Here is a 20,869-nt window from a genome sequence, read left to right as displayed (position 1 = left end):
GGGGCGTTTAGCGGCGTCTGTGAGTTGGTTCGTCAGCAGAGAAGCAAGGTGCCCAGCCCTAGTAGGACGGGGCATCCCATCAAGCATGGGCGATGGGCCTCGCCCATGCTACGGTGCAGCGCAACTAAGTTGGACGTGTAATCAGTACCGCTTACGGCCAAGGGCGATTGGCAGGCTTCGAGTACTAACTACAAGCCTTCATTCGTCAACCGCTTCGCCGCACGGTCTGCCCCGGCACTCAGGATTACCCATGAGCTCGGATCGCTTGCGCCGGTGACAGTCATCAGGACTACGCCTGTGGCACTTTTGTAGACGCAAAACTCTCAGACGACGCTAAACGCCCCTTTCAGGAGGCCGAATGGAATCGCTGCGCAGAGGGGCGAGCGGCATGGATGCCGCGAGAGCCGTGAAGGGCCATGGATGGTCCTTGCGCGGCGACCCTTCGGAGCAGCGATGGACTGAGGGAAGTCGAGCGCAGCGAGACCCGGATGCAGGGGCAAGACTTTTTGGTTCCTTTTGGGGCGACTGCCAAAAGGGACTCGCCCAGCAGGGCGAAACCAATGCCTGAAACAACCCGGCCAACGGGATGACCACTCCTTATTCCAAGCCCCTACGGCAACGCAAACTCGTCAAAACAAAAAGGGCGCCGAAGCGCCCTTTTCATCAACCCCGGATCATATCCGAAAACTCCCCACCAACTGCTTCAACCGCGCCGCCTGCTGTTCCAGATCACCACAGGCCCGCAACGTGGACTGCAGGTTCTCCACGCCCTCCTGATTCAGCGTGTTGATCTCGGTGATGTCCATGTTCAGCGACTCGATCACCGAGGTCTGCTCCTCGGTCGCAGTGGCCACCGACTGGTTCATCGCGTCGATCTCACCGATGCTCAGAGTCACACTGCCCAGGCGCTCGCCGGCCTGGTTGGCAATGCCGACGCTGGCCTCGCTCTGGCGCTGACTCTCGGTCATGGTGCTCACCGAGTCGCGGGCACCGACCTGCAGCTTCTCGATCATGCCGTGGATCTCTTGCGCCGAGGTCTGGGTGCGGTGCGCCAGGCTGCGCACTTCATCGGCGACCACCGCGAAACCCCGCCCGGCTTCACCGGCACGCGCCGCTTCAATAGCAGCGTTCAGCGCCAGCAGGTTGGTCTGTTCGGAGATGCCCTTGATCACATCAAGTATCTGGCCGATGCCAACGGTCTGACTATTGAGGGCCTCGATCTGCTGGCAGGAGGCACTGATATTGTTCGACAGCTGCTTCATCGCCTCGATGTTGCGCTCGACCACCTTGAGGCCGTCTTCGGCCTGGTGGCTGGCACCGCTGGCCTGCTGCGAAGCGTCGGCTGCGTTGCGGGCGATCTCCTGCGCGGCGGCGCCGAGCTGGTTGATCGCGGCGGCCACACTGTTGGTGCGGCTGGACTGCTCGTCGGAGTTGATCATCGAGGAGTTGGAGGCGGCCAGCACGCGCTGCGCCACTTCGTTGACCTGCTCGGTCGCCGATGACACTTCCCGGATGGAGCCGTGGATACGCTCTACGAAACGGTTGAAGGCCATTGCCAGCACACCAAATTCGTCCTGCGATTGCACGATCAAGCGGCGGGTCAGATCGCCCTCGCCTTCTGCAATGTTGGCCATGGCCCGACCCATGTCGGTCAACGGGCGCATCAGCACGCGAATGAGCATGCCCAGCAACACCAGGATGAACACCACGGCAATCACCGTGGCCAACAACGCTGTGGTACGGAAGCTGGACAGCGCGGCGTAGGCTTTTTCCTTGGACACCGATACACCGACATACCAGGTCACCGAGGGCAGGCCAGGGACGGGGCTAAAGCTGAGGATGCGCTTTTCACCGTCGAGTTCTGCCTCGCTGTAGCCACTGGTCAGCGACGGCGTGCTCTCTGGATAGAGCTCAGCCAGGGTCTTCATCACCTTGTTCTTGTCGGGATGGACCAGCACCTTGCCGTCACCGCTGACCAGGAAGGCATAGCCCATGCCCTGGAAGTCCAGCGCATTGATGATCTCCACCAATGCCTTCAACCCCAGATCACCACCCACCACACCGACGGTCTGACCGGCGCTTTGTGCCGGTGTGGCAATGGTAATGACCAGCTCTCCGGTAGCCGCATCGACATAGGGTTCGGTCAGGGTTGTACCGCCGGCGGACACTGCGTCCTTGTACCAGGGCCGAACGCGAGGGTCGTAGTTGGCAGGCATCTCGTCTTCCGGACGCATGGTGAAACGGCCGCTCTGCTCGCCCAGATAGGTGAAGTTGAAGGTCGAGGTCAGTGCCCGCTGCTCCAGCAGATCGACTACACCGGCGTCCGAATCGTCGTTGGCAATCGACTGTGCGGCGCTTTCGACCAGCAGAATGCGGCCGGACAGCCAGTTTTGAATGTTGTGCGCAGTCACCTCGCCCATCTCGTCCAGATAACGCTGGAGGTTTTGGCGAATGGCGCTGCGTTGCAGGTAATCGTTGTACAGCGTGAACAGGGCGAACGTCGCGATCACGACGAGTGACGCAGCCAACAGAATCTTGTGGCTGAATTTGAGACGGCTAGGCATGGGCGCGTGTCCGGATAGGTCTGGATCGAATCGGCAATCCTTTCCTTGCGTAGCGTCCTGCTAGCACGTGCTTTCGGCCGGAGGGGCTCAAGCTTGAGGCACCCTCTAATCGAATCAGCCCACAGGCCCCGCCAGCCGGGCTTTTTGCCGTAAACCATTACGGCTTTCAGACGAGCGGCATGGCTTTTTGAGGGCGCCCCTGTGTTCAGCCTGCAAACAAAAACGGCATGCCCTGCAGGCATGCCGTTTTGTTAATCAGCGAGCAATATTGCCGAACTCAGCGTCCTGCCAAAGCCGGCATGACCCGCGGGCGCAACCCCTCACCGAGGAGGGTCAGCACCACCACGGCTCCGACAATCCAGTACCAGCGCACCAGAGGATCGAAGCCCAGCCAGCCGAGGGCGTGCAGGAAGACCATGGTGATCAGCACCGGGCAGACGTAGCGCACCATGAACAGCCAGAGCGCATACCCCAGCGGCGGCAGATCCAGCTCTTCACGCATGATCTCGCTGCGCAGCGCATAGCCGGCAAAGATCACGATGAAGATCCCGCCCAGTGGCATCATCCAGCGCGAGGTCAGGTAATCGAGCCAGTCGAAGAAGTTCTTGCCCAGCGGCGTCCAGCCAGCCATCAGGTTGAACGAGAGCATCGCCAGCAGGCTGATCACCAGCAGCACCGCACCCGCGCCCATGGCGGCCTTGACGCGGCTGATGCCGTGCTTCTCGTTGAGGTAGGCCACCGTGGCTTCGATCATCGAGATGGCCGAGGTCAACGCGGCAATCGAAACCATGGCGAAGAACAGCACGCCGAACAGCGTGCCGAACGGCATCTGCTGGAAGGCCAGCGGCAGGCTCATGAAGATCAGTCCGGGCCCGGCGGTCGGGTCCATACCATTGGCAAAGATGATCGGGAAGATCGCCAGCCCTGCCAGCAGCGCCACCGCCGTGTCGGCAATCGCGACCATGAAGGTGGTCCGCGCGATGGACTGGCCATCCGGGATATAGGAGCCGTAGGTCAGGATGGCGCCGGACGCCAGGCTCAGGGTAAAGAAGGCATGGCCCAGCGCGGCCAGCAGCGCTTCACCGGTGAGCTTGGAGGTGTCGAAGCTGAACAGGAAAGCGAAGCCCTGATCGAAGCCGCCACTGGTAAAGGCGTAACCCACCAGAATCAGCAACATCACCGCGAGGCCCGGCATCATCCAGCGCACCGCGCGCTCTATGCCGGCCTGCACGCCCTTGGCGACGATCCACAGCGTCAACAGCGCTACGAGGAGGCTCCAGCCACCCAGCTGCAGGGCATTAGCGTTGTGCGCCTCGAACACCTGCGCCAGATCGTCCACGGAGCCCGCCGCGAGCGAGCCGTCGAGCATCTTCACCGTATAGGCAAAGGCCCAGCCGGCGACCACCACGTAGAAACAGAGAATCAGGAAGCCGGCCGCCATGGCCATGCCGCCGACGCCTTTCCACAACGGGCTGCTGCCGTTTTCACGCGCCGCCCGACCAATCGCGTCGATGGGGCTGCCGCGGCCGCGACGGCCGATGGCGATCTCGGTCATCATCACTGGAATACCGATGGCGAGAATGCACGCCAGGTACATCAGCACGAACGCGCCGCCGCCGTACTCGCCGGTGATGTAGGGAAATTTCCAGATGTTGCCCAAGCCGACTGCAGAGCCGGTCGCGGCGAGGATGAAGCCCCAGCGGGAGAGCCAGAGGTTCTTGGGTTTTTCACGGGTCATGCGTCACCTGTTTGTTGTTATCTGTGACGGAATCGAACCCGCCGCGCTTGTGGCGCGACGGAGTGCAAGGCGGATGAACCTATTGAGCGTCGGGCTGCACCTCCGGAGCTGCGTTGGCAAAGGCTTCGAGGGATTCGCACTGCTCGGTCATCTGCAAAATGCGCGGGTACGCACTGAGGTCACAGGCAAAACGGCGCGCATTGTATACCTGCGGCACCAGGCATGCCTCCAGATAGCCTGGCCGTTTGCCGAGTGAGAGCTTGCCGTCGTAGGCCGCCAAGCCCTGCTCGACGCTGGCGAGGCCCGTATGGATCCAGTGCTGGATCCATTGCTGTTTCGCCTCGTCCCCGATGCCCAGCGGGCCGCTGAGGTACTGCAGCACCCGCAAATTGTTCAGCGGATGCAGGTCACAGGCGATATGAAGCGCCAGCGAGCGCACCCGGGCACGGTCGGCCGGATCATCCGGCAGCAAAGCCGGAAGCGGAAAGACCTCTTCCAGGTATTCGATAATCGCCAGCGACTGGCTGACACGCTCGTCGCCATCGACCAACAAGGGCACCAGCCCCTGCGGATTGAGCGCCTTGTAGTCGGCCGAGCGTTGCTGGCCGCCGTCCTTGACCAGATGCACCGGCATGTTTTCGAAGGCGAGGCCTTTGAGGTTCAACGCGATGCGTACGCGATAGGCGGCGCTGGAACGCCAGTAGCCGTAGAGCCTCAGCGTGGGCGACGAACCGGCCGTTGTGGTTGTTTCACTGCTCATAACGCTCCCAGTACGTGGTTCTCTGTGGCGGGCAAATCCTTTGACCATCCCGGCAGCCCTGCTGAACAAAGCAGACAGCAAGGCCTAAGGAGTGGCTTGGCCGCCGCCATGACAAACCACTCGGACCCGCCGCACAAGCCCGCCGGTAGCGCGGCTGGCACCTTAAGGTAGCTCAGCCTGGAAGGATTTCGTTACGGCCCTTTGCGAGCGCCGGGCTGCAAGGTTGCGACATTTTCCGCGTAACGAAAACCTGACAACCGGGTGCGACAGCTCGCCGCACCGCATCGCTTCAAGCGCCGGACGCTGGGCACCGAGGTCAGCGCAAGACTTGTGCTAAATCAGCCCACTGAGGTTGAGGAACACCAGCACGATCGCCAGCGGGGTGCCGAAGCGCAGCAGCACCCACCAGGCGCGGAACAGTCCGCCGTCCCGAATTCCAATGGCGTCGCGTACCGTTTGCTCCTTCATCACCCAACCCGTGAACAGCACGGTCATCAACCCGCCCAAGGGCATCAGCCAATTGGTCGTGAGGTAGTCGAGGCTGTCGAAGAAGGTCTTGCCGAACAGTTGGTAGTCCGCCCAGAGGTTGAAGGAGAAGACGCTGCCCAGACTCAGCATCCAGAGCAGGCCTCCACTGATCAGTACCGCCTTAGTACGGCTCATGCGGAAGCGCTCGGTCATCCAGGCGATGCTCGGTTCGCTCAGGGAGATGGCCGAGGTCAGCGCCGCAATCACCAGCATGACAAAGAACAGCCCACCGACCACCTGGCCCAGCGGCATCTGACCAAAGGCGATTGGCAGGGTGACAAAGATCAGCCCAGGTCCGGCGCCCGGCTCCAGGCCGTTGCCGAACACCAACGGGAAGATCGCCATACCGGCCAACAGTGCAACGACGGTGTCAGCCAGCGCCACCAGCACGGAGGTCTTGGCAATCGAGGTGCCTTCGGGCAGATAGGAGCCATAGACCATCATCGCCCCGGCACCGAGGCTGAGCGTGAAAAAGGCATGCCCCAACGCGATCAGCACACTGGTGGCGGTCAGTGCGGAGAAATCCGGCACAAACAGAAATTCCAGCGCCTGCAGGAATTCGCCCGTGACCGCGGCATAGCCGACCAGCCCGAGCAACAGCACGAACAGACCCGGCATGAGGAACCGCAGCGAGCGCTCCAGCCCGCCGCGCACACCAAAGCCGACAATCAGCATGGTCGCTGCCAGCACCAGCGTGCCGCAGACGATCAGCCGCATCGGGCTGGCCAACAGGCCATTGAACATCTCACCACTGGTGTCACCGCTCACACCACCGAAAGCGCCGCTGAGCGTGGTCGGCACATAGGACAGCGCCCAACCAGCCACCACCAGGTAGAAGCTGAGAATGAGGAAACCGGTCAATCCACCGAGCCAACCGGCAATGCGCCAACGAGTACTGGCGCCCGCCTCACGGGCCAGACGCGCCACCGCGTCATCGGGGTTCTGCCGACCACGACGGCCGATCATCACTTCGGCCATCAGCAAAGGGATGCCGATCAGCAGAATGCAACCGAGGTACACCAGCACAAAGGCGCCGCCGCCGTTCTCACCGGTGATGTAGGGGAACTTCCAGATATTGCCCAGGCCGACCGCCGAGCCAGTGGCGGCCAGGAAGAACACCCAGCGTGAGGACCAGAGCCCACGCGCCGCGCTTTGCTGAGTATGAACGCCACCGAGAGAGCCGGCGGCAATGCTGCTTTTGTCAGTCATTGCGGATTCCTGCTTGTTGTTTTTGTCAGGGATTTGCACATGCTCGGCAGAACAACTCGGGCTGCCGAAAACAAAACGGGCGGCCCTGGGCCGCCCTCATGCTCGTTACGCCTGCAGGCGCTGTGGGTGCTTCTGCACCGCGTGCTGGCCGCCGAGGCGCTCCTGGGCCAGCCGATCGGCGACGACCGACGTGGACTCACCACTGCTGGCGGCGCGCTCGAAGATCTCGCGCAGGGTTTCAGCGATGCCTCGAACGTGCGCGTCCGTCTGTGCCGGGCTGCCGCCGATGCGCTGGTAATAGACGTCGATGATGCCGCCGGCATTGATGGCGTAGTCCGGCGCGTAGAGATGATTGCGACGCTGCAGTTCGACGCCTATTTCCGGGCTCGCCAGCTGGTTGTTCGCCGCCCCGGCGATCACCGGGGCACGCAGGCTCTGCAAGGTTTCGGCGTTGAGAATGCCGCCCATGGCGCAGGGCGCGAACACATCTACGTCCAGGCCATAGATGTCGTGTGGCCGCACCGCGTTGGCGCCCAGCTCTTCGACGGATTGCTGCACGTTGGCATCGAAAATGTCGCAGACCCACAGCTCGGCGCCGGCGTCCTTCAGATGACGAGCCAACCCGAGCCCGACATGCCCGACGCCCTGGATGGCGACCTTCAGGCCAGTCAGGTCGTCCCGACCGAGGCGCTGACGCACTGCTTCGCGCAGGCCGACAAACACACCGAGTGCCGTGGACGGCGACGGGTCGCCGCTGGCGATAGTGCCATCGAGCGTGGTGCGCGGTGTGGCGCCGATAACGTGGCGGGTGCGCTGGGCGAAGGCCTGCATTTCCGGCTCACCGGTGCCCGAGTCGGCCGCCGTGATGTAGCGTCCGCCGAGGCTGTCGACGAAATCACCCATGGCGTGGAGCAATGCCTGGCTCTTGCCGGCGTGCGGGTCGCCGATGATCACCGCCTTGCCGCCGCCAAGCTTGAGCCCGGCCAGCGAGGATTTCAGGGTCATGCCACGAGACAGACGCAGCACGTCACGCACCGCGTCGTCGTCACTGGCATAGGGGAACATCCGGCAGCCGCCCAGCGCCGGGCCGAGCGTGGTGTCATGGATGGCGATGATCGCGCGCAGCCCCGACGCCTTGTCGTGGCAAAAGACGACCTGCTCGTGGTGATCGAAATCGGGATGGGTGAAAACGGACATTGCGGATTCCTCTTTGTTGTTCTGTACGAGCCTGTCATTCAGGCCCCTTCAAAATGTTCTGTGCGGCGTATCCGGTCGCGTTTGTAGGCTGGGCCTCCGAGGCGTATGTCATCGGCGAATGGTGGGCTGAAGCCCACCCTACGAGTGCGTCTTCATCGCCGCGGGCGGTTTTGTAGGGTGGGCTTTAGCCCACCGAACAACTCTGGCCCGCTCGACGAGCGCCCAGCGCCGGCGGTCAGGCCGCCGGTTCGAACAGCCGCACGGTCTGCACCTCGTCGCCGCGGTTCAGCTGCTCCTTGAGCACCTTTTCCTGCTGGCGTGCCTTGGCAATGGAGCGCTCTTTCACCGGGCCATAGCCACGGATCAGTTCCGGTAGCGCGGCGATGGCCACAGCGGTGCGGTAGTTGCTCGGCTTCAGTTGCGCCAGCAGGCCGTCGAGGTTGCGCTCGTACTCGCTGATCAGCTCGCGTTCGACACGCCGGTCGTGGCCATAACCGAACACGTCCAACGGCGTCCCGCGCAGGAACTTCAGTTTCGCCAGCACGTTGAAGGCGTTCAGCACCCAAGGGCCGAGTTCGCGCTTGCGCGGCTCGCCAGTGGTGCTGTCACGCTTGGCCAACCAGGCCGGCGCCAGATGGAACTGCAGCTTGTAGTCGCCTTCGAACTGCGCTTCGAGCTGCTGACGGAATTCCGGCTCGCTGTAGAGCCGCGCGACTTCGTACTCGTCCTTGTAGGCCAGCAGTTTGAAGTAATAACGCGCCACGGCTTTGGACAGCGCCAGATCATCAGCCGTATCCAGCGCCCGCACCTGCTTCACCTTGGCGCGATACCGCTTGGCATAGGCGGCGTTCTGGTAACGAGTGAGGAAATCCACACGCCAGTCGACGATCTCTTCCAGGGTTTGGCAGATGGGCTCGGCCGTTTCAGCCGGACGCGCCAGTTTCTCCACCGCTTCGCGCTCCAGCGATGCGCGGCGGCCCCAGCGGAAGGCCTGCTGGTTCAACTCCGCGGCAACGCCGTTGATGCTGATGGCCTTTTCGATGGCTTCGGCAGACAGCGGCAACAAACCCTGCTGATAGGCAAAGCCCAGCAGAAACAGGTTGGTGGCGATGCTATCGCCCAGCAGGCGAGTGGCCAGGTAGGTCGCATCGATGAAATGGGTTTTCTCTTCGCCAACCGCCTCGACCAGCGCCTCGCGCATGGCCTTGCCCGGCACCTGAGCATCGGGGTTGCGGGTGAATTCGGCGGTCGCCGATTCGTGGCTGTTGATCACCGCATGGCTGATCTGATCATTGAGGCGGGTGAGCGAATCGTCACCGGCGGCCACCACCAGATCGCAGCCCAGCAGCAGATCGGTTTCACCGGCTGCAATGCGCACGGCATAGATATCGTCCTGCTTGGCGGCGATGCGGATATGCGTCACCACCGGGCCGAACTTCTGCGCCAGCCCGGCCTGATCGAGCACGGTGCAGCCCTTGCCTTCCAGATGCGCGGCCATGCCCAGCAGCGCGCCGAGGGTGGTCACGCCGCTGCCGCCGACGCCTGGAATCAGCACGTTCCACGGACGATCCAGCGACGGGTGCTGTGGCTCGGGCAATGTCGCCGCCTCGATACCACCAGCCATGGCCTCGGGCTTGCGCAGCCCGCCGCCGTGCACGGTGACAAAGCTCGGGCAGAAGCCCTCGACGCAGGAGAAGTCCTTGTTGCAGGCGTTCTGGTCGATCTCGCGCTTGCGCCCCAGTTCGGTTTCCAGCGGCATCACTGCCAGGCAGTTGGACTTCTCGCCGCAGTCGCCGCAGCCCTCGCACACGGCCGGGTTGATGAAGGCACGCTTGGCCGGATCTTCCAGCTTGCCGCGCTTGCGCCGACGGCGCTTTTCGGTGGCACAGGTCTGGTCGTAGATGATCACCGACACGCCCTTGAACTCGCGAAGCTCGCGCTGGATGGCGTCCAGATCGCGGCGATGGTGGAAGCTGGTGATCGGCGCAAAGGTTTCGCGGGTCGGGTATTTGTCCGGCTCGTCGCTGACCAGGGCGATACGTTTGACGCCTTCGTCGGCGACCTGCCGGCTGAGCTGGTCGACGCGCAACTCGCCGTCAATGGGCTGGCCACCGGTCATGGCCACGGCATCGTTGTAGAGAATCTTGAAGGTGATGTTCACCCCGGCGGCCACCGCAGCGCGCACGGCCAGGCTGCCGGAATGGAAGTAAGTACCATCGCCGAGGTTCTGGAACATATGCGGCGTTTCGGTGAAGGGCGCCTGGCCGATCCAGTTGACGCCCTCCCCACCCATCTGGGTAAAGGTTTCGGTGCGCCGGTCCATCCACTGCACCATGTAATGACAGCCGATGCCGGCCGAGGCGCGGCTGCCCTCCGGCACTTTGGTGGAACTGTTGTGCGGACAACCGGAGCAGTAATGCGGCGTGCGGACGGTGTCGTAGCTGCGCGCGGCCAGGGCCTTTTCCTTTGCAGACAGGAATGCCAGACGCGCCTGGATGCTGTCGCTGGTGTAAATCGGCGCAAGGCGCTTGGCGATGACCCTGGCGATCATCGCCGGGGTCAGCTCGCTGAGGTTCGGCAGCAGCGAGGTGCCGTGCTCGTCGAACTCGCCGACCACCCGTGGGCGCTTGTCCAGCGGCCAGTTGTAGAGCTGGCCGGTGAGCTGGTCTTCGAGAATGCTGCGCTTTTCCTCGACCACCAAGATCTCGTCCAGGCCCTGGGCAAATTCATGCACCGAGACCGGCTCCAGCGGCCAGCTCATACCGACCTTGAGCACCCGCAGGCCCACTTGGGCGCACAGCGCTTCGTCCAGACCGAGGTCATCCAGCGCCTGGCGTACGTCGAGATAGGATTTGCCGGTGGTGATGATGCCCAGACGCGGGTTCGGCGAGTCGAGCATCACCTGGTTCAGGTTGTTGGCCCGCGCAAAGGCCCGCGCGGCGTAGATCTTGTAGAGGTTGAGGCGTTTTTCCTGCGCCAGCGGCGGGTCCGGCCAGCGAATGTGCACGCCGTCTTCAGGCAGTTCGAAGTCATCGGGGATGCGCGTCTTCACCCGCAGCGGATCGACTTCCACCACGGCGGAGGAATCGACGTTCTCGGCGATGGTCTTGAGCGCTACCCAGCAGCCGGAATAGCGCGACAGCTCCCAGCCGATGATGCCGTAGTCGAGAATTTCCTGAACGTTGGCCGGGTTCAGCACCGGGATCGAGGCAGCGATAAAGGCGTGCTCGCTCTGGTGAGGCAGCGTCGAGGATTTGCAGCCGTGGTCGTCACCGGCCAGCAGCAGCACGCCGCCATGGGGCGAAACGCCCGCGGCATTGCCGTGCTTGAAGACGTCACCGGAGCGGTCGACGCCCGGGCCCTTGCCGTACCACATGGCAAACACGCCGTCGTATTTGGCGCCGGGAAACAGGTTGGTCTGCTGGCTGCCCCAGACTGCCGTCGCCGCCAGTTCCTCGTTGAGGCCGGGCTGAAAATGGATGGCGTTCTGCTTGAGGAAATCACGCGCGTCCCAGAGGCTCTTGTCCAGCATGCCCAATGGCGAGCCGCGGTAGCCGGAGATGAAGCAACCGGTATTCAGGTTCTGAGCCTGGTCGCGCTGATGCTGCAGCATGGGCAGGCGGGTCAGCGCCTGGGTGCCGGTGAGGTACAGATGTCCGGTTGCGAGCCGGTACTTGTCATCCAGGCGGATCTCGGCCAGTGACATGTGGCGCTCCTGTTTGTTTTTATCGGAGTCTGGACGACGCTTTACGTCGTCCGCCTAACAAGGTCGTGGGTAGCTGCACGGTAAGCCGTCCCACGCCAGCGACCGGCAGGGGATCACCCCACCGTTGCGCGTTGGATAAATTCTGGCTGTGACAAGGAGAGATTTTCTTTCTACTTTTGCGGTGTAAGCGCTATCGCGTGCATGATCCATTCACTAACAACAACAAAATGAGAACAACCATGCAGACGCCTCTGAGCAGCATCGACCGCAAGATTTTGCTGCTGCTGCAACATAACGCTGACCTCTCCGCCGCCGAGGTCGCGGAAAAGGTCGAGCTGTCGCAATCACCCTGCTGGCGACGCATCCACCGCATGCAGGAAGAAGGGCTGATCGAGCGCAAGGTCGCTCTGCTCAACCCCAAGAAGCTCGGGCTGAACATGACGGTGTTCGTCAACATCAAGCTGTCCGCTCACGGGCGCAGCAACCTCGACGAATTCGAGCGCGCCGTGGTGGGTTATCCCGAAGTGCTGGAGTGTCACACCATGGCCGGCGAATCGGATTACCTGCTCAAGGTCGTGGCCAAGGACATCGACAGCTACGAACGCTTCCTGCGCGACCACCTGCTGCAACGCCCGCATGTGCAGGAAGCGCATTCGCACATTGCAATGAGTGAAGTGAAGCGGACCACGGAGTTGCCGTTGGATTGATGGCCGCTGAGGCGTAATGGCCATGGTGGATAAGGCAGAGCCGTTATCCACCCTACAACGCAGCGCCGCCCCAACGTAGGGTGGAAAACGGCCACAGCCTTTTCCACCAGCATTCAACCGCAACAGAGGCGTCACGAAATATCACCAGCGCGAACGGCTACTGGCCCGGTATCCCGCGCACCTGCTCGCCGACCTCGATCCCGTTGCGTTCGAACCATCCCTGATTGACCTCCAGCGCATAGCGGGCCGGTTCGCTTGAGCAGCGAATCGCCTTACTCAACGGTTCCAGATCGATCACATCGACGATGCGTCCCTGCTCGTCCATGAACGCAGCCGACAGCGGTAGCGGTGTGTTCTTCATCCACAGGCAGTGACGACGAAAGTCATCGAAGCGAAACAGCATGCCGTGGTCGGCAGCCATCTCGGTGCGCTCCATCAAGCCGCGTTCACGCTCGGCGGGAGAGCGGGCGTACTCGGCCTCGATCCTGGCGCCGCCCACCTGAAGGCCAAGAAGCGGCTCGCTGGCATGGACGATGGCTGGCCCAACCACGGCGACGAGCAGCGCCTGCAAAACAATACGCATCGATAATTGACCTCTGGTAATCAAGCCCTGGGTGGTGAGTCGGCAAAGCATAGCGCCGGTTTTGTTTTCCTCATCAGCCGGCGCTTCGACCGTTCATTGTTCCGGCAGCTGCCGATAAATGCGCCGCGAGACGTCATCCAGCTTGAGCAAAAAGTGATTGCCCCAGCGGCGAAACGACCGCACCGTCTGACCAGCCAACCGTGCTTTATCGATCTTGGCGCTGCCCTCCGCGCGTCCGATGGTTTTGCCAGTGAATGCTGAGGCGTCTTCATACAGGATGACACTGGATGGGCCTCAGCCATGGCCTTATCGCTTCGGCTGGGGCGTTAACGATATCGACTAGGGTCGACTAAGAAGGTGCGACCTGCCTGCATAGCAGCCATGCAGGGAGCCGTCTTGCTGGCGATCAACCCGACACCGAAGCAGCCTGTATCGCCAGCAAGCTGGCTCCTACGAGAAGCGAAGCGGATTACCAGTCCAGTTGCAGGCGGCTCTCGAATTGACGTAGCTCGCCGGTCAGCGGATCTCGAAACTCCAGGCCACGCGCCAGCAGTTTGAGTGGGTTGGCGTAGTCATCCTGATCGCGGCGACCGCGTTCCAGTAGCTCGGGGTAGAAGGGGTCGTTGCAAATGCCCGCCCCCAGCGAGGCCATCTGCAGGCGCAGCTGATGCTTGCGTCCGGTGACTGGATAGAGCGCATAGCGCCAAAGCTCGCCGTGCTTTTCGAGCACCTCGATGCGGGTCTCGCTATTGGGCTCGCCATCGCCGCGCTTCATCAGGAAGAAGGGTTCACCGTCGACCATGTGCAGGCGTTCGCACCGTGGAAACTCTAGGCCGGGCAGCGCCGGGCATATCGCTTCGTAGCGTTTGTCGATTTTGCGTTCACGGAACAGCGCCTGGTAGCGGCCACGGCTTTCGGGATTGGTGGAGAACAGCACCAGCCCGGCCGTCAGTCGGTCGATGCGGTGGATCGGCACCAGATTTGAATTCCCCACACGCTTGCTCAAGCGCGCCAGCAGGGTTTCGTTGACGTACTCCCCGGCCGGCATGACCGGCAGGAAATGCGGCTTGTCCGCCACCAGTAGATGCTCGTCGAGGTGCAGGATCTGCTCTTCGAAGGGAATCGGCTTCTCGCCCGGTACCTCGCGAAAATAATAGACCTTCAATCCGACCTGATAAGGATGCGTCGCCTCCAGCGGCTGCCCGTCAGCGCCAAGTACGCGCCCCCGCGCGAAGCGATCGGCCCAGGTATCGCGATCAATCGCCGGAAAATGCGCGCACAGGCATTCGAGCACGGTCACCCAGTTGCCCTGAGGGAGATGCAGTGTGCTGCGAGCATTGGGAGCAGACATGAAGACAACCGTGCAAACCGATAAGTCGCCGATGATACCGCAGCGTGCTTGGCGAGCTGAGACACGGCCTAGTGTTCTGGCCGGCCCTGTCACCAGGCTGTCGACACTCAGGCAGCCAGATAAGCACCTTCGACGACGTGCCCGCGCACCAGCAAGGGCTCGCCCATCATATTGCTTAAGTTTCCGGGAAACCCTCACGGCGCTGTCATGTCCAGAACTAGAACAGCCAGGCATAGGGTTGAGAAGGCCGCTTCGTTGCGCAGCGCACGAAGGCAGCCTCGAAGTTCCAACTCCTTGTGTCTGAACGCTCACGCCCAGACCAAGCGAGGTTTCCATGGCAATGACAGTCGGTGACTACGTAATTGAACGCCTCTATGAATGGGGTGTGCGCCGCATTTATGGCTACCCCGGCGACGGCATCAACGGCGTGTTTGGTGCGTTGAATCGCTCCAACGAAAAGATCCGTTTCATCCAAGCCCGACATGAGGAAATGGCTGCGTTCATGGCCTCCGCCGACGCCAAATTCAACGGCGGGCTGGGTGTCTGCATCGCCACATCCGGTCCAGGTGCAGCGCATCTGATCACCGGTCTCTACGATGCGCGACTGGACCACATGCCGGTATTGGCCATCACCGGTCAGAAATCGCGTACCTCACTGGGCAGCCATTACCAGCAGGAAATCGACCTGCCGGCGCTGTTCAAGGATGTGTCCGGTGCGTTCGTCGAGCAGGCCAGTGCGCCAGCGCAGGTTCGGCACTTGATCGACCGGGCGATTCGCACCGCGGTGGGCGAGCGCAAGGTTGCCACCATCATCCTGCCCAGCGACCTGCAAGACGCCGAGTACAGCGAGCCACCGCGCGCCCACGGGGCCGTGCATTCCGGTATCGGCTACACGCGCCCGAAGATAGTGCCGTACGAAGCTGATCTTCAGCGTGCCGCCGAGGTGCTCAACTCAGGCGAAAAGGTGGCCATTCTGGTGGGCGCCGGTGCCTTGAATGCCACCGATGAGGTCATTGCCGTGGCCGAGAAACTCGGGGCCGGGGTTGCCAAGGCGCTGCTCGGAAAGGCCGCCGTACCGGACGATCTGCCGTGGGTCACCGGCTCTATCGGATTGTTAGGCACGGAACCGAGCTACAAGCTGATGACAGAATGCGACACGCTACTGATGATCGGTTCGGGCTTCCCCTACTCCGAATTCCTGCCGGAAGTCGGACAAGCTCGTGGTGTCCAGATCGACCTCAAAGCGGACATGCTCAGCATCCGTTATCCCATGGAAGTGAATCTCCAGGGCGACTCCGCTGAAACCCTGCGCGCGCTGCTGCCCATGCTGCAAGAGAAGACCGAGCGCAAATGGCGCAAGCGCGTCGAGGAGTGGCGCATGGACTGGGAAAGCGTGCTGGAGAAGCGTGCCCTGGTCGAGGCCAATCCGATCAACCCGCAGCGCGTTGCCTTCGAACTGTCACCACGGCTGCCGGATTACTCGATCGTTACCAGTGACTCGGGCTCCTGCGCCAACTGGTATGCCCGCGATGTAAAGATGCGCCGCGGCATGATGGGCTCACTGTCCGGCGGGCTGGCCTCGATGGGTGCGGCGGTGCCCTATGCCATTGCCGCGAAATTTTCTCACCCGGACCGCCCGGTGGTGGCAATGGTCGGCGATGGCGCCATGCAGATGAGCAACATGGCCGAATTGATCACCGTAGCCAAGTACTGGAAGGAATGGCAAAACTCCCAGTGGATCTGCTGCGTGTTCAACAACGAGGACCTCAATCAGGTCACTTGGGAACAGCGTGTGATGGAGGGCGACCCTAAATTCGAGGCGTCGCAGGATATTCCCAACGTGCCGTATCACCGCTTTGCCGAATCCATTGGGCTGACCGGTATCTACGTCGACCGTGAAGATCAGGTGGCGGCAGCGTGGGACCGTGCCTTTGCGGCGGATCGGCCAGTGGTGATCGAATTCAAGACCGACCCGGACGTACCGCCGCTGCCACCGCACATCAAACTGGAACAGGCAAAACAGTACGCCTCCGTGCTGTTGCATGGCGATCCCGACCAAGCGGGGATCATCAAGCAGTCGGCCAAGCAGGTGCTGAGCAAGGTGCTGCCTGGACACAAAGCGGACAAGGGCAAGGACCGGGAATGATTGCGCGGCCGGACGCCGCCATCCGCAACATGCGGGTGGCGGCCTACCGCATCCCGACCGACGCACCCGAGGCCGACGGCACCCTGCAATGGGACGCCACCACCTTGGTGGTGGTCGAGCTTGAGGCCAGCGGCCAAACCGGGCTGGGTTACACCTATGCCGATGCATCGCTGGTGCGGCTGATCGAGGCTCACTTTCGCGGCTTGCTCGAAGGTGCGGATGCGCTCGCTATTGGCCAGATCAACGAAGAGCTTTGGGCAAGCGTGCGCAACCTGGGGCGCTCCGGTCTCGCAGCCTGCGCTATCTCTGCGGTCGACACAGCACTCTGGGACCTCAAGGCACGCCTGTTGGACATGCCATTAGCGCAGCTACTCGGCATGCGCCGTGGTGACGTCGACGTCTATGGCAGTGGTGGCTTTACCAGCTACGAGGATACGCGCTTGCGCGAGCAGCTGAGCCGCTGGGTGCATGAGGACGGCTGCCGTTGGGTGAAAATGAAGATTGGTGCCGACGCGCGACGAGACGCCGAAAGGGTCCGTGCCGCGCGCGAGGCCATCGGCGACGCCGGGCTGTTCATCGATGCCAACGGCGCCCATACACCGCGCAGTGCCATCGCCTTCACCCACCGCATCGTTGAACAACAGGTTGGCTGGTTCGAAGAACCGGTCAGCTCCGACGATTTGAAGGGGCTGCGCCAGGTGCGCGAAGCCATTGGTGCCAGCGGGCAGGCAATGGATGTAGCCGCAGGTGAATACGCCTACACGCCCGATGACTTTCGCCGCCTGGCCGAGCACGGATCGGTGGATGTGCTGCAGGCGGACCTCACCCGTTGCGGCGGTGTAAGCGGCTTTCTGCAGGCGGCCGCATTGTGCGAGGCCTTTCACCTGGACCTGTCCGCACACTGCGCCCCATCGCTGCATCTGCATGCCTGCTGCGCCGCGCCGCGCTTTCGCCATCAGGAATGGTTTCACGATCACGTCCGGCTCGAATCGATGCTGTTCGACGGCGCACCACGGGTTCAACACGGCCGGATAGCGCCAGACCTGACAAGGCCGGGGCATGGCCTGACGCTGCGCGAGGCAGACGCTCGCCGCTACGCAATCTGAAGAGGATTTTATGGTTTCACGCACGCAACTCCGGCTGCTGGCTGTTGGCGCGACAACCGCGCTGGGCGTCGCTGCGCTGAGCTGGCAGAAGCACGAGAAACGCGGGCGCGGCCTCTTGTTCAGCCCCAGTGAGGGCACCATGGTCGATGCGGCGCGTACGCTGAACCGCGGCGCGGGTTTGCTGGCCACGTCGGTGGCGCTGGACAGCGCGCTGGAGCACTACCGTGGAGACTTTCAGAACCGCGCCATGTACACGCCGCTGGCGGCTTCGACGCTCTCCCTGCTCGCCAGCGGCCAAGGCCAGCAGGACCCGGACGCCTTCGCCAGCAAGGTTCGCGATCCGATCTATGTATTGACCGGCCTGACCGGGCTGGCCGGTGCCGGCTTCCATCTCTACAACGTGACCAAGCGTCCAGGCGGCATGAGCTGGAGCAATCTCTTTTATGCAGCGCCACTGGGCGCCCCGGCCGCGCTGGTGCTGTCCGGACTGCTTGGCTACTACAGCGAGCAACTGCGTAATACCAGCGGTGACGCCGAACCACGCGTCCTGGGCCTGCCGGCAGGCAAATCCGTCGCGCTGATGGCCGCTGCAGGCCTGCTCGGCACCACGGCCGAAGCCGGGCTGCTGCATTTTCGAGGCTCGTTCCAGAACCCGGCCATGTACCTGCCGGTGACCGCCCCGCCGCTCGCAGCCGCGCTGCTAGCAGCCAGCGCCCTGACCAGCCCGCGGCACAAGCGGATGCGCTGGACGTCGCGCCTCGTGCTGCGCTTCACCGCGTTCATGGGCTTCGCTGGGGCGGGCTTCCACGCCTTGGGTATCGCCCGTAACAACGGCGGCTGGCGCAACTGGCGGCAAAATCTACAGGCTGGCCCGCCACTGCCGGCACCGCCGAGTTTCACCGGGCTTGCGCTGGCCGGGCTGGCTGCGCATTCGCTACTGGACGAGGAAAAAGAACTCGCCCAATACCGATGGTGGAAATGATGAGCAACCGATACCCCGATTACGATGTGCTGCGCAAACGCCAGGGTCCTTCGTGGGACGAGCCGAGCCGTCAAGTCGTCGATCGCCGACTGGCGGTGCCGCGCGAGAATGTTGTTTTCAGCACGACGCAACGACGCACGCTGGAGGCGTTATGTGACCGCATCGTTCCGCAGCCAAAGGATCGACCACCGATTCCGGTCGCCGCGCTGGTGCAATTCAAGGTCGCCGAAGGCCGTGGCGATGGCTACCGTGACGCGCGCTTGCCGCCGCTGCAACAGGCCTGGCCGCTCGGCCTCGACGCCTTAGACAGTGAAGCGCAACTGCGCCATCAGCGCGGCTTCGCGGAGCTGGCTGTAGCAGAGCAGGACGCAATGATCACCGCCATGCAGCGCGACGAGCTGAGAAGCGATGCCTGGCAGGGCGTACCGGCCGCCACTTTCTTCAGCCATCGCGTGGTGCACGACATCAGCGCCGCCTACTACAGCCACCCGACCGCCTGGAACGAGCTCGGCTTCGGTGGCCCGGCAAGCCCACGCGGTTACGTGCGCCTCGCCGAAGACAGCCGCGACAGCTGGGAGTCGGCCGAAGCTCATCCCGGCGAAGAAGCCAAAGCAAGGAAGTTGAACCGCCATGTCCAGTGACCCGCTACTCGACGCCCTTTACCACCAGCGCGGCGGCGACGGTCGCGCACCGGATGTCTTTCAGCGCCGAGGCTGGGTGCCGATGCGCGAATACCCGGAGCACGAGCCGGTCGATTTCGCGATCGTCGGCACCGGCGCCGGTGGCGGCACCCTCGCCTGCAAGCTGGCCGAGGCTGGCTTCTCGGTGATCGCTTTCGATGCCGGGGCCTGGTGGCGACCCCTTGAAGAATTCGCCTCAGATGAAGCGCACCAAGAAAAGCTGTTCTGGACTGACGAACGCCTATGCGACGGCGACAACCCGCTGAAGCTCGGCACCAACAACAGCGGCAAGGCTGTCGGTGGCAGCACGGTGCACTTCGCCATGGTTTCGCTGCGCATGCGTCCGGAGTGGTTCAAGTCGCGTTCGCTGCTCGGCTATGGGTTCGACTGGCCCATCGGCTGGCAAGAAATGTGGCACTACTACGAAGAGGTCGAGCAGGCCCTCAAGATTGCCGGCCCGGTGCGCTACCCATGGGGCCCGAAACGCCCCCGCTACCCTTATCGTCCGCACGAGGTGAACGCCTCCGGCCTGGCACTGGCCAAGGCTTGCGAAGCCATGGGTGTGGACTGGTCGCCAACACCGCTGGCGACCGTCTCGGCACCACGCGACAACTCGCCGCCCTGCGTATACCGCGGCTTTTGCGTTACCGGGTGCTCGACCAACGCCAAACAGAGCGTGCTGAACACCTGGATTCCACGCGCGTTAAACGCCGGTGCGGAGATTCGCGACCTGGCCATGGTTGGTCGCATCGAAACGGATGCCGACGGCCTCGCCAGCGGCGTGCATTACCACCGCAACGGTGAATGGCGCTTTCAGCGCGCACGGCATGTAGTGGTCGCCGGCTATGCCATCGAGACGCCGCGTCTGCTGCTCAATTCGGCTAATGCGCGCTACCCCGATGGCTTGGCCAACAGCAGCGGACTGGTCGGCAAAAACCTGATGGTGCACACCAATCAGGCGGTTTGGGGGCGCGTCGACGAAGAAATCCGTTGGTACAAGGGCCCCCCGTCGCTGGCGATCACCGAGCACTGGAACTACGAAGACCGTGGCAAGGATTTCCATGGAGGGTACGCAGTCATGAGCCAGGGGCCATTACCGGCTGCGTGGGCCGCGACCCAGACAGGTAACCACGGCCTCTGGGGTCAGGCGCTGGTGGATGAAATGGCCCACTACAACCATCAGGTTGGCTTGAAGATCGTCGGCGAAACATTGCCGCAGGAAAGCAATCGCGTCTCTCTCGCTGAGGAAAAGGACCAGTACGGGGTACCCATCGCGCGAGTCACCTGGTCAATGGGCGATAACGATCAACGACTGGTGAACCATTCCATCGACTTCATGCGCCGGGGCCTGGAAGGCATAGGAGCGCAGAACATCTGGAGCGAAGCGGACGGTACGGCGCATCTGATGGGCACCGTGCGGATGGGCAGCGATCCTGCTACCAGCGTGGTCGACGCGGATTGCCGCAGCTGGGACATCCGCAACCTGTGGGTCTGCGACGGCTCGGTATTTCCGACTTCAGGCGGGGTGAACCCGTCCCTGACCATTCAGGCCATCGCCTGCCGCACTGCCGATCGCATCCGCGACCTGGCAGCGCGTGGCGAGCTGTAGAGT

14 protein-coding genes are annotated in these 20,869 nt (G+C 62.8%); 6 read left to right on the top strand and 8 right to left on the bottom strand.

Annotated elements, in window-relative coordinates; genetic code table 11:
* Nucleotides 1-674: 674 nt before the first annotated feature.
* From ACSSNI_RS14575 to ACSSNI_RS14550, 6 genes are all read right to left on the bottom strand, one after another.
* Nucleotides 675-2,564 (bottom strand): methyl-accepting chemotaxis protein, encoded by a 1,890-nt coding sequence (locus ACSSNI_RS14575; protein WP_200638371.1) that lies wholly within the window; start codon nucleotides 2,562-2,564, stop codon nucleotides 675-677.
* Between the two features lie 277 nt (nucleotides 2,565-2,841).
* On the bottom strand, nucleotides 2,842-4,302 hold the full coding sequence (locus ACSSNI_RS14570; protein WP_200638370.1) for a sodium-dependent transporter: 1,461 nt from the start codon (nucleotides 4,300-4,302) through the stop codon (nucleotides 2,842-2,844).
* 79 nt (nucleotides 4,303-4,381) lie between these two features.
* Nucleotides 4,382-5,062 carry a maleylacetoacetate isomerase gene (gene maiA / locus ACSSNI_RS14565; protein ID WP_200638368.1) on the bottom strand — a complete coding sequence of 227 codons (681 nt, stop codon included), beginning with the start codon at nucleotides 5,060-5,062 and terminating at the stop codon, nucleotides 4,382-4,384.
* 333 nt (nucleotides 5,063-5,395) lie between these two features.
* Nucleotides 5,396-6,799, bottom strand: coding sequence for a sodium-dependent transporter (locus ACSSNI_RS14560; protein ID WP_200638366.1), 1,404 nt, complete (start codon nucleotides 6,797-6,799; stop codon nucleotides 5,396-5,398).
* 105 nt (nucleotides 6,800-6,904) lie between these two features.
* Complete coding sequence (locus ACSSNI_RS14555) at nucleotides 6,905-7,996, bottom strand: Glu/Leu/Phe/Val dehydrogenase dimerization domain-containing protein (protein WP_102837862.1); 1,092 nt, start codon at nucleotides 7,994-7,996, stop codon at nucleotides 6,905-6,907.
* A gap of 235 nt (nucleotides 7,997-8,231) precedes the next feature.
* Entirely contained in the window at nucleotides 8,232-11,702 is a 3,471-nt protein-coding gene (locus tag ACSSNI_RS14550; protein WP_448259539.1) for an indolepyruvate ferredoxin oxidoreductase family protein, read from the bottom strand.
* Nucleotides 11,703-11,941: 239 nt separating this feature from the next.
* Between ACSSNI_RS14550 and ACSSNI_RS14545 the strand changes: the two genes are divergently transcribed.
* Nucleotides 11,942-12,409, top strand: a complete 468-nt coding sequence (locus ACSSNI_RS14545) for an Lrp/AsnC family transcriptional regulator (RefSeq protein WP_148926831.1) — start codon at nucleotides 11,942-11,944, stop codon at nucleotides 12,407-12,409.
* Nucleotides 12,410-12,566: 157 nt separating this feature from the next.
* On the opposite strand, the gene ACSSNI_RS14540 is transcribed toward ACSSNI_RS14545, so the two are convergent.
* Together ACSSNI_RS14540 and ACSSNI_RS14535 are read right to left on the bottom strand one after the other, a co-directional pair.
* A complete protein-coding gene (locus ACSSNI_RS14540) occupies nucleotides 12,567-12,992 on the bottom strand; it encodes a DUF192 domain-containing protein (protein ID WP_200638362.1) in 426 nt (141 codons plus the stop codon).
* Nucleotides 12,993-13,461: 469 nt separating this feature from the next.
* Entirely contained in the window at nucleotides 13,462-14,343 is an 882-nt protein-coding gene (locus ACSSNI_RS14535; RefSeq protein ID WP_187433568.1) for a pseudouridine synthase, read from the bottom strand.
* 334 nt (nucleotides 14,344-14,677) lie between these two features.
* Here ACSSNI_RS14535 and ACSSNI_RS14530 point away from each other — a divergent pair, with 334 nt between their 5' ends.
* Genes ACSSNI_RS14530 through ACSSNI_RS14510 form a run of 5 tightly spaced genes read left to right on the top strand, consistent with a single transcriptional unit; the run spans nucleotide 14,678 to nucleotide 20,866 of the window.
* Nucleotides 14,678-16,489 carry a thiamine pyrophosphate-requiring protein gene (locus ACSSNI_RS14530; protein WP_200638360.1) on the top strand — a complete coding sequence of 604 codons (1,812 nt, stop codon included), beginning with the start codon at nucleotides 14,678-14,680 and terminating at the stop codon, nucleotides 16,487-16,489.
* Nucleotides 16,486-17,595, top strand: a complete 1,110-nt coding sequence (locus ACSSNI_RS14525) for an enolase C-terminal domain-like protein (protein ID WP_148926834.1) — start codon at nucleotides 16,486-16,488, stop codon at nucleotides 17,593-17,595. Before ACSSNI_RS14530 ends, ACSSNI_RS14525 begins: the two co-directional genes overlap by 4 nt.
* 10 nt (nucleotides 17,596-17,605) lie before the next feature.
* The gene (locus ACSSNI_RS14520; RefSeq protein WP_200638358.1) at nucleotides 17,606-18,577 is read left to right on the top strand and encodes a hypothetical protein; all 972 of its coding nucleotides are present in this window, start codon (nucleotides 17,606-17,608) and stop codon (nucleotides 18,575-18,577) included.
* Nucleotides 18,577-19,218 carry a gluconate 2-dehydrogenase subunit 3 family protein gene (locus ACSSNI_RS14515; protein ID WP_148926836.1) on the top strand — a complete coding sequence of 214 codons (642 nt, stop codon included), beginning with the start codon at nucleotides 18,577-18,579 and terminating at the stop codon, nucleotides 19,216-19,218. Before ACSSNI_RS14520 ends, ACSSNI_RS14515 begins: the two co-directional genes overlap by 1 nt.
* The gene (locus tag ACSSNI_RS14510; protein WP_148926837.1) at nucleotides 19,208-20,866 is read left to right on the top strand and encodes a GMC family oxidoreductase; all 1,659 of its coding nucleotides are present in this window, start codon (nucleotides 19,208-19,210) and stop codon (nucleotides 20,864-20,866) included. The genes ACSSNI_RS14515 and ACSSNI_RS14510 overlap by 11 nt, the downstream gene beginning before the upstream one ends.
* Nucleotides 20,867-20,869 lie beyond the last annotated feature (3 nt).

Source organism: Stutzerimonas tianxiuensis (genome assembly GCF_053470365.1).
This window is presented reverse-complemented; position numbering and strand designations above follow the sequence as displayed.

What these genes read in the sequence shown, in the direction of transcription:
- ACSSNI_RS14560 (WP_200638366.1), bottom strand. Translation starts at nt 6,799, where the DNA reads ATGACTGACAAAAGCAGCATTGCCGCCGGCTCTCTCGGTGGCGTTCAT.
- ACSSNI_RS14575 (WP_200638371.1), bottom strand. Translation starts at nt 2,564, where the DNA reads ATGCCTAGCCGTCTCAAATTCAGCCACAAGATTCTGTTGGCTGCGTCA.
- ACSSNI_RS14535 (WP_187433568.1), bottom strand. Translation starts at nt 14,343, where the DNA reads ATGTCTGCTCCCAATGCTCGCAGCACACTGCATCTCCCTCAGGGCAAC.
- ACSSNI_RS14550 (WP_448259539.1), bottom strand. Translation starts at nt 11,702, where the DNA reads ATGTCACTGGCCGAGATCCGCCTGGATGACAAGTACCGGCTCGCAACC.
- ACSSNI_RS14540 (WP_200638362.1), bottom strand. Translation starts at nt 12,992, where the DNA reads ATGCGTATTGTTTTGCAGGCGCTGCTCGTCGCCGTGGTTGGGCCAGCC.
- ACSSNI_RS14530 (WP_200638360.1), top strand. Translation starts at nt 14,678, where the DNA reads ATGGCAATGACAGTCGGTGACTACGTAATTGAACGCCTCTATGAATGG.
- maiA (WP_200638368.1), bottom strand. Translation starts at nt 5,062, where the DNA reads ATGAGCAGTGAAACAACCACAACGGCCGGTTCGTCGCCCACGCTGAGG.
- ACSSNI_RS14545 (WP_148926831.1), top strand. Translation starts at nt 11,942, where the DNA reads ATGCAGACGCCTCTGAGCAGCATCGACCGCAAGATTTTGCTGCTGCTG.
- ACSSNI_RS14515 (WP_148926836.1), top strand. Translation starts at nt 18,577, where the DNA reads ATGAGCAACCGATACCCCGATTACGATGTGCTGCGCAAACGCCAGGGT.
- ACSSNI_RS14520 (WP_200638358.1), top strand. Translation starts at nt 17,606, where the DNA reads ATGGTTTCACGCACGCAACTCCGGCTGCTGGCTGTTGGCGCGACAACC.
- ACSSNI_RS14525 (WP_148926834.1), top strand. Translation starts at nt 16,486, where the DNA reads ATGATTGCGCGGCCGGACGCCGCCATCCGCAACATGCGGGTGGCGGCC.
- ACSSNI_RS14570 (WP_200638370.1), bottom strand. Translation starts at nt 4,302, where the DNA reads ATGACCCGTGAAAAACCCAAGAACCTCTGGCTCTCCCGCTGGGGCTTC.
- ACSSNI_RS14510 (WP_148926837.1), top strand. Translation starts at nt 19,208, where the DNA reads ATGTCCAGTGACCCGCTACTCGACGCCCTTTACCACCAGCGCGGCGGC.
- ACSSNI_RS14555 (WP_102837862.1), bottom strand. Translation starts at nt 7,996, where the DNA reads ATGTCCGTTTTCACCCATCCCGATTTCGATCACCACGAGCAGGTCGTC.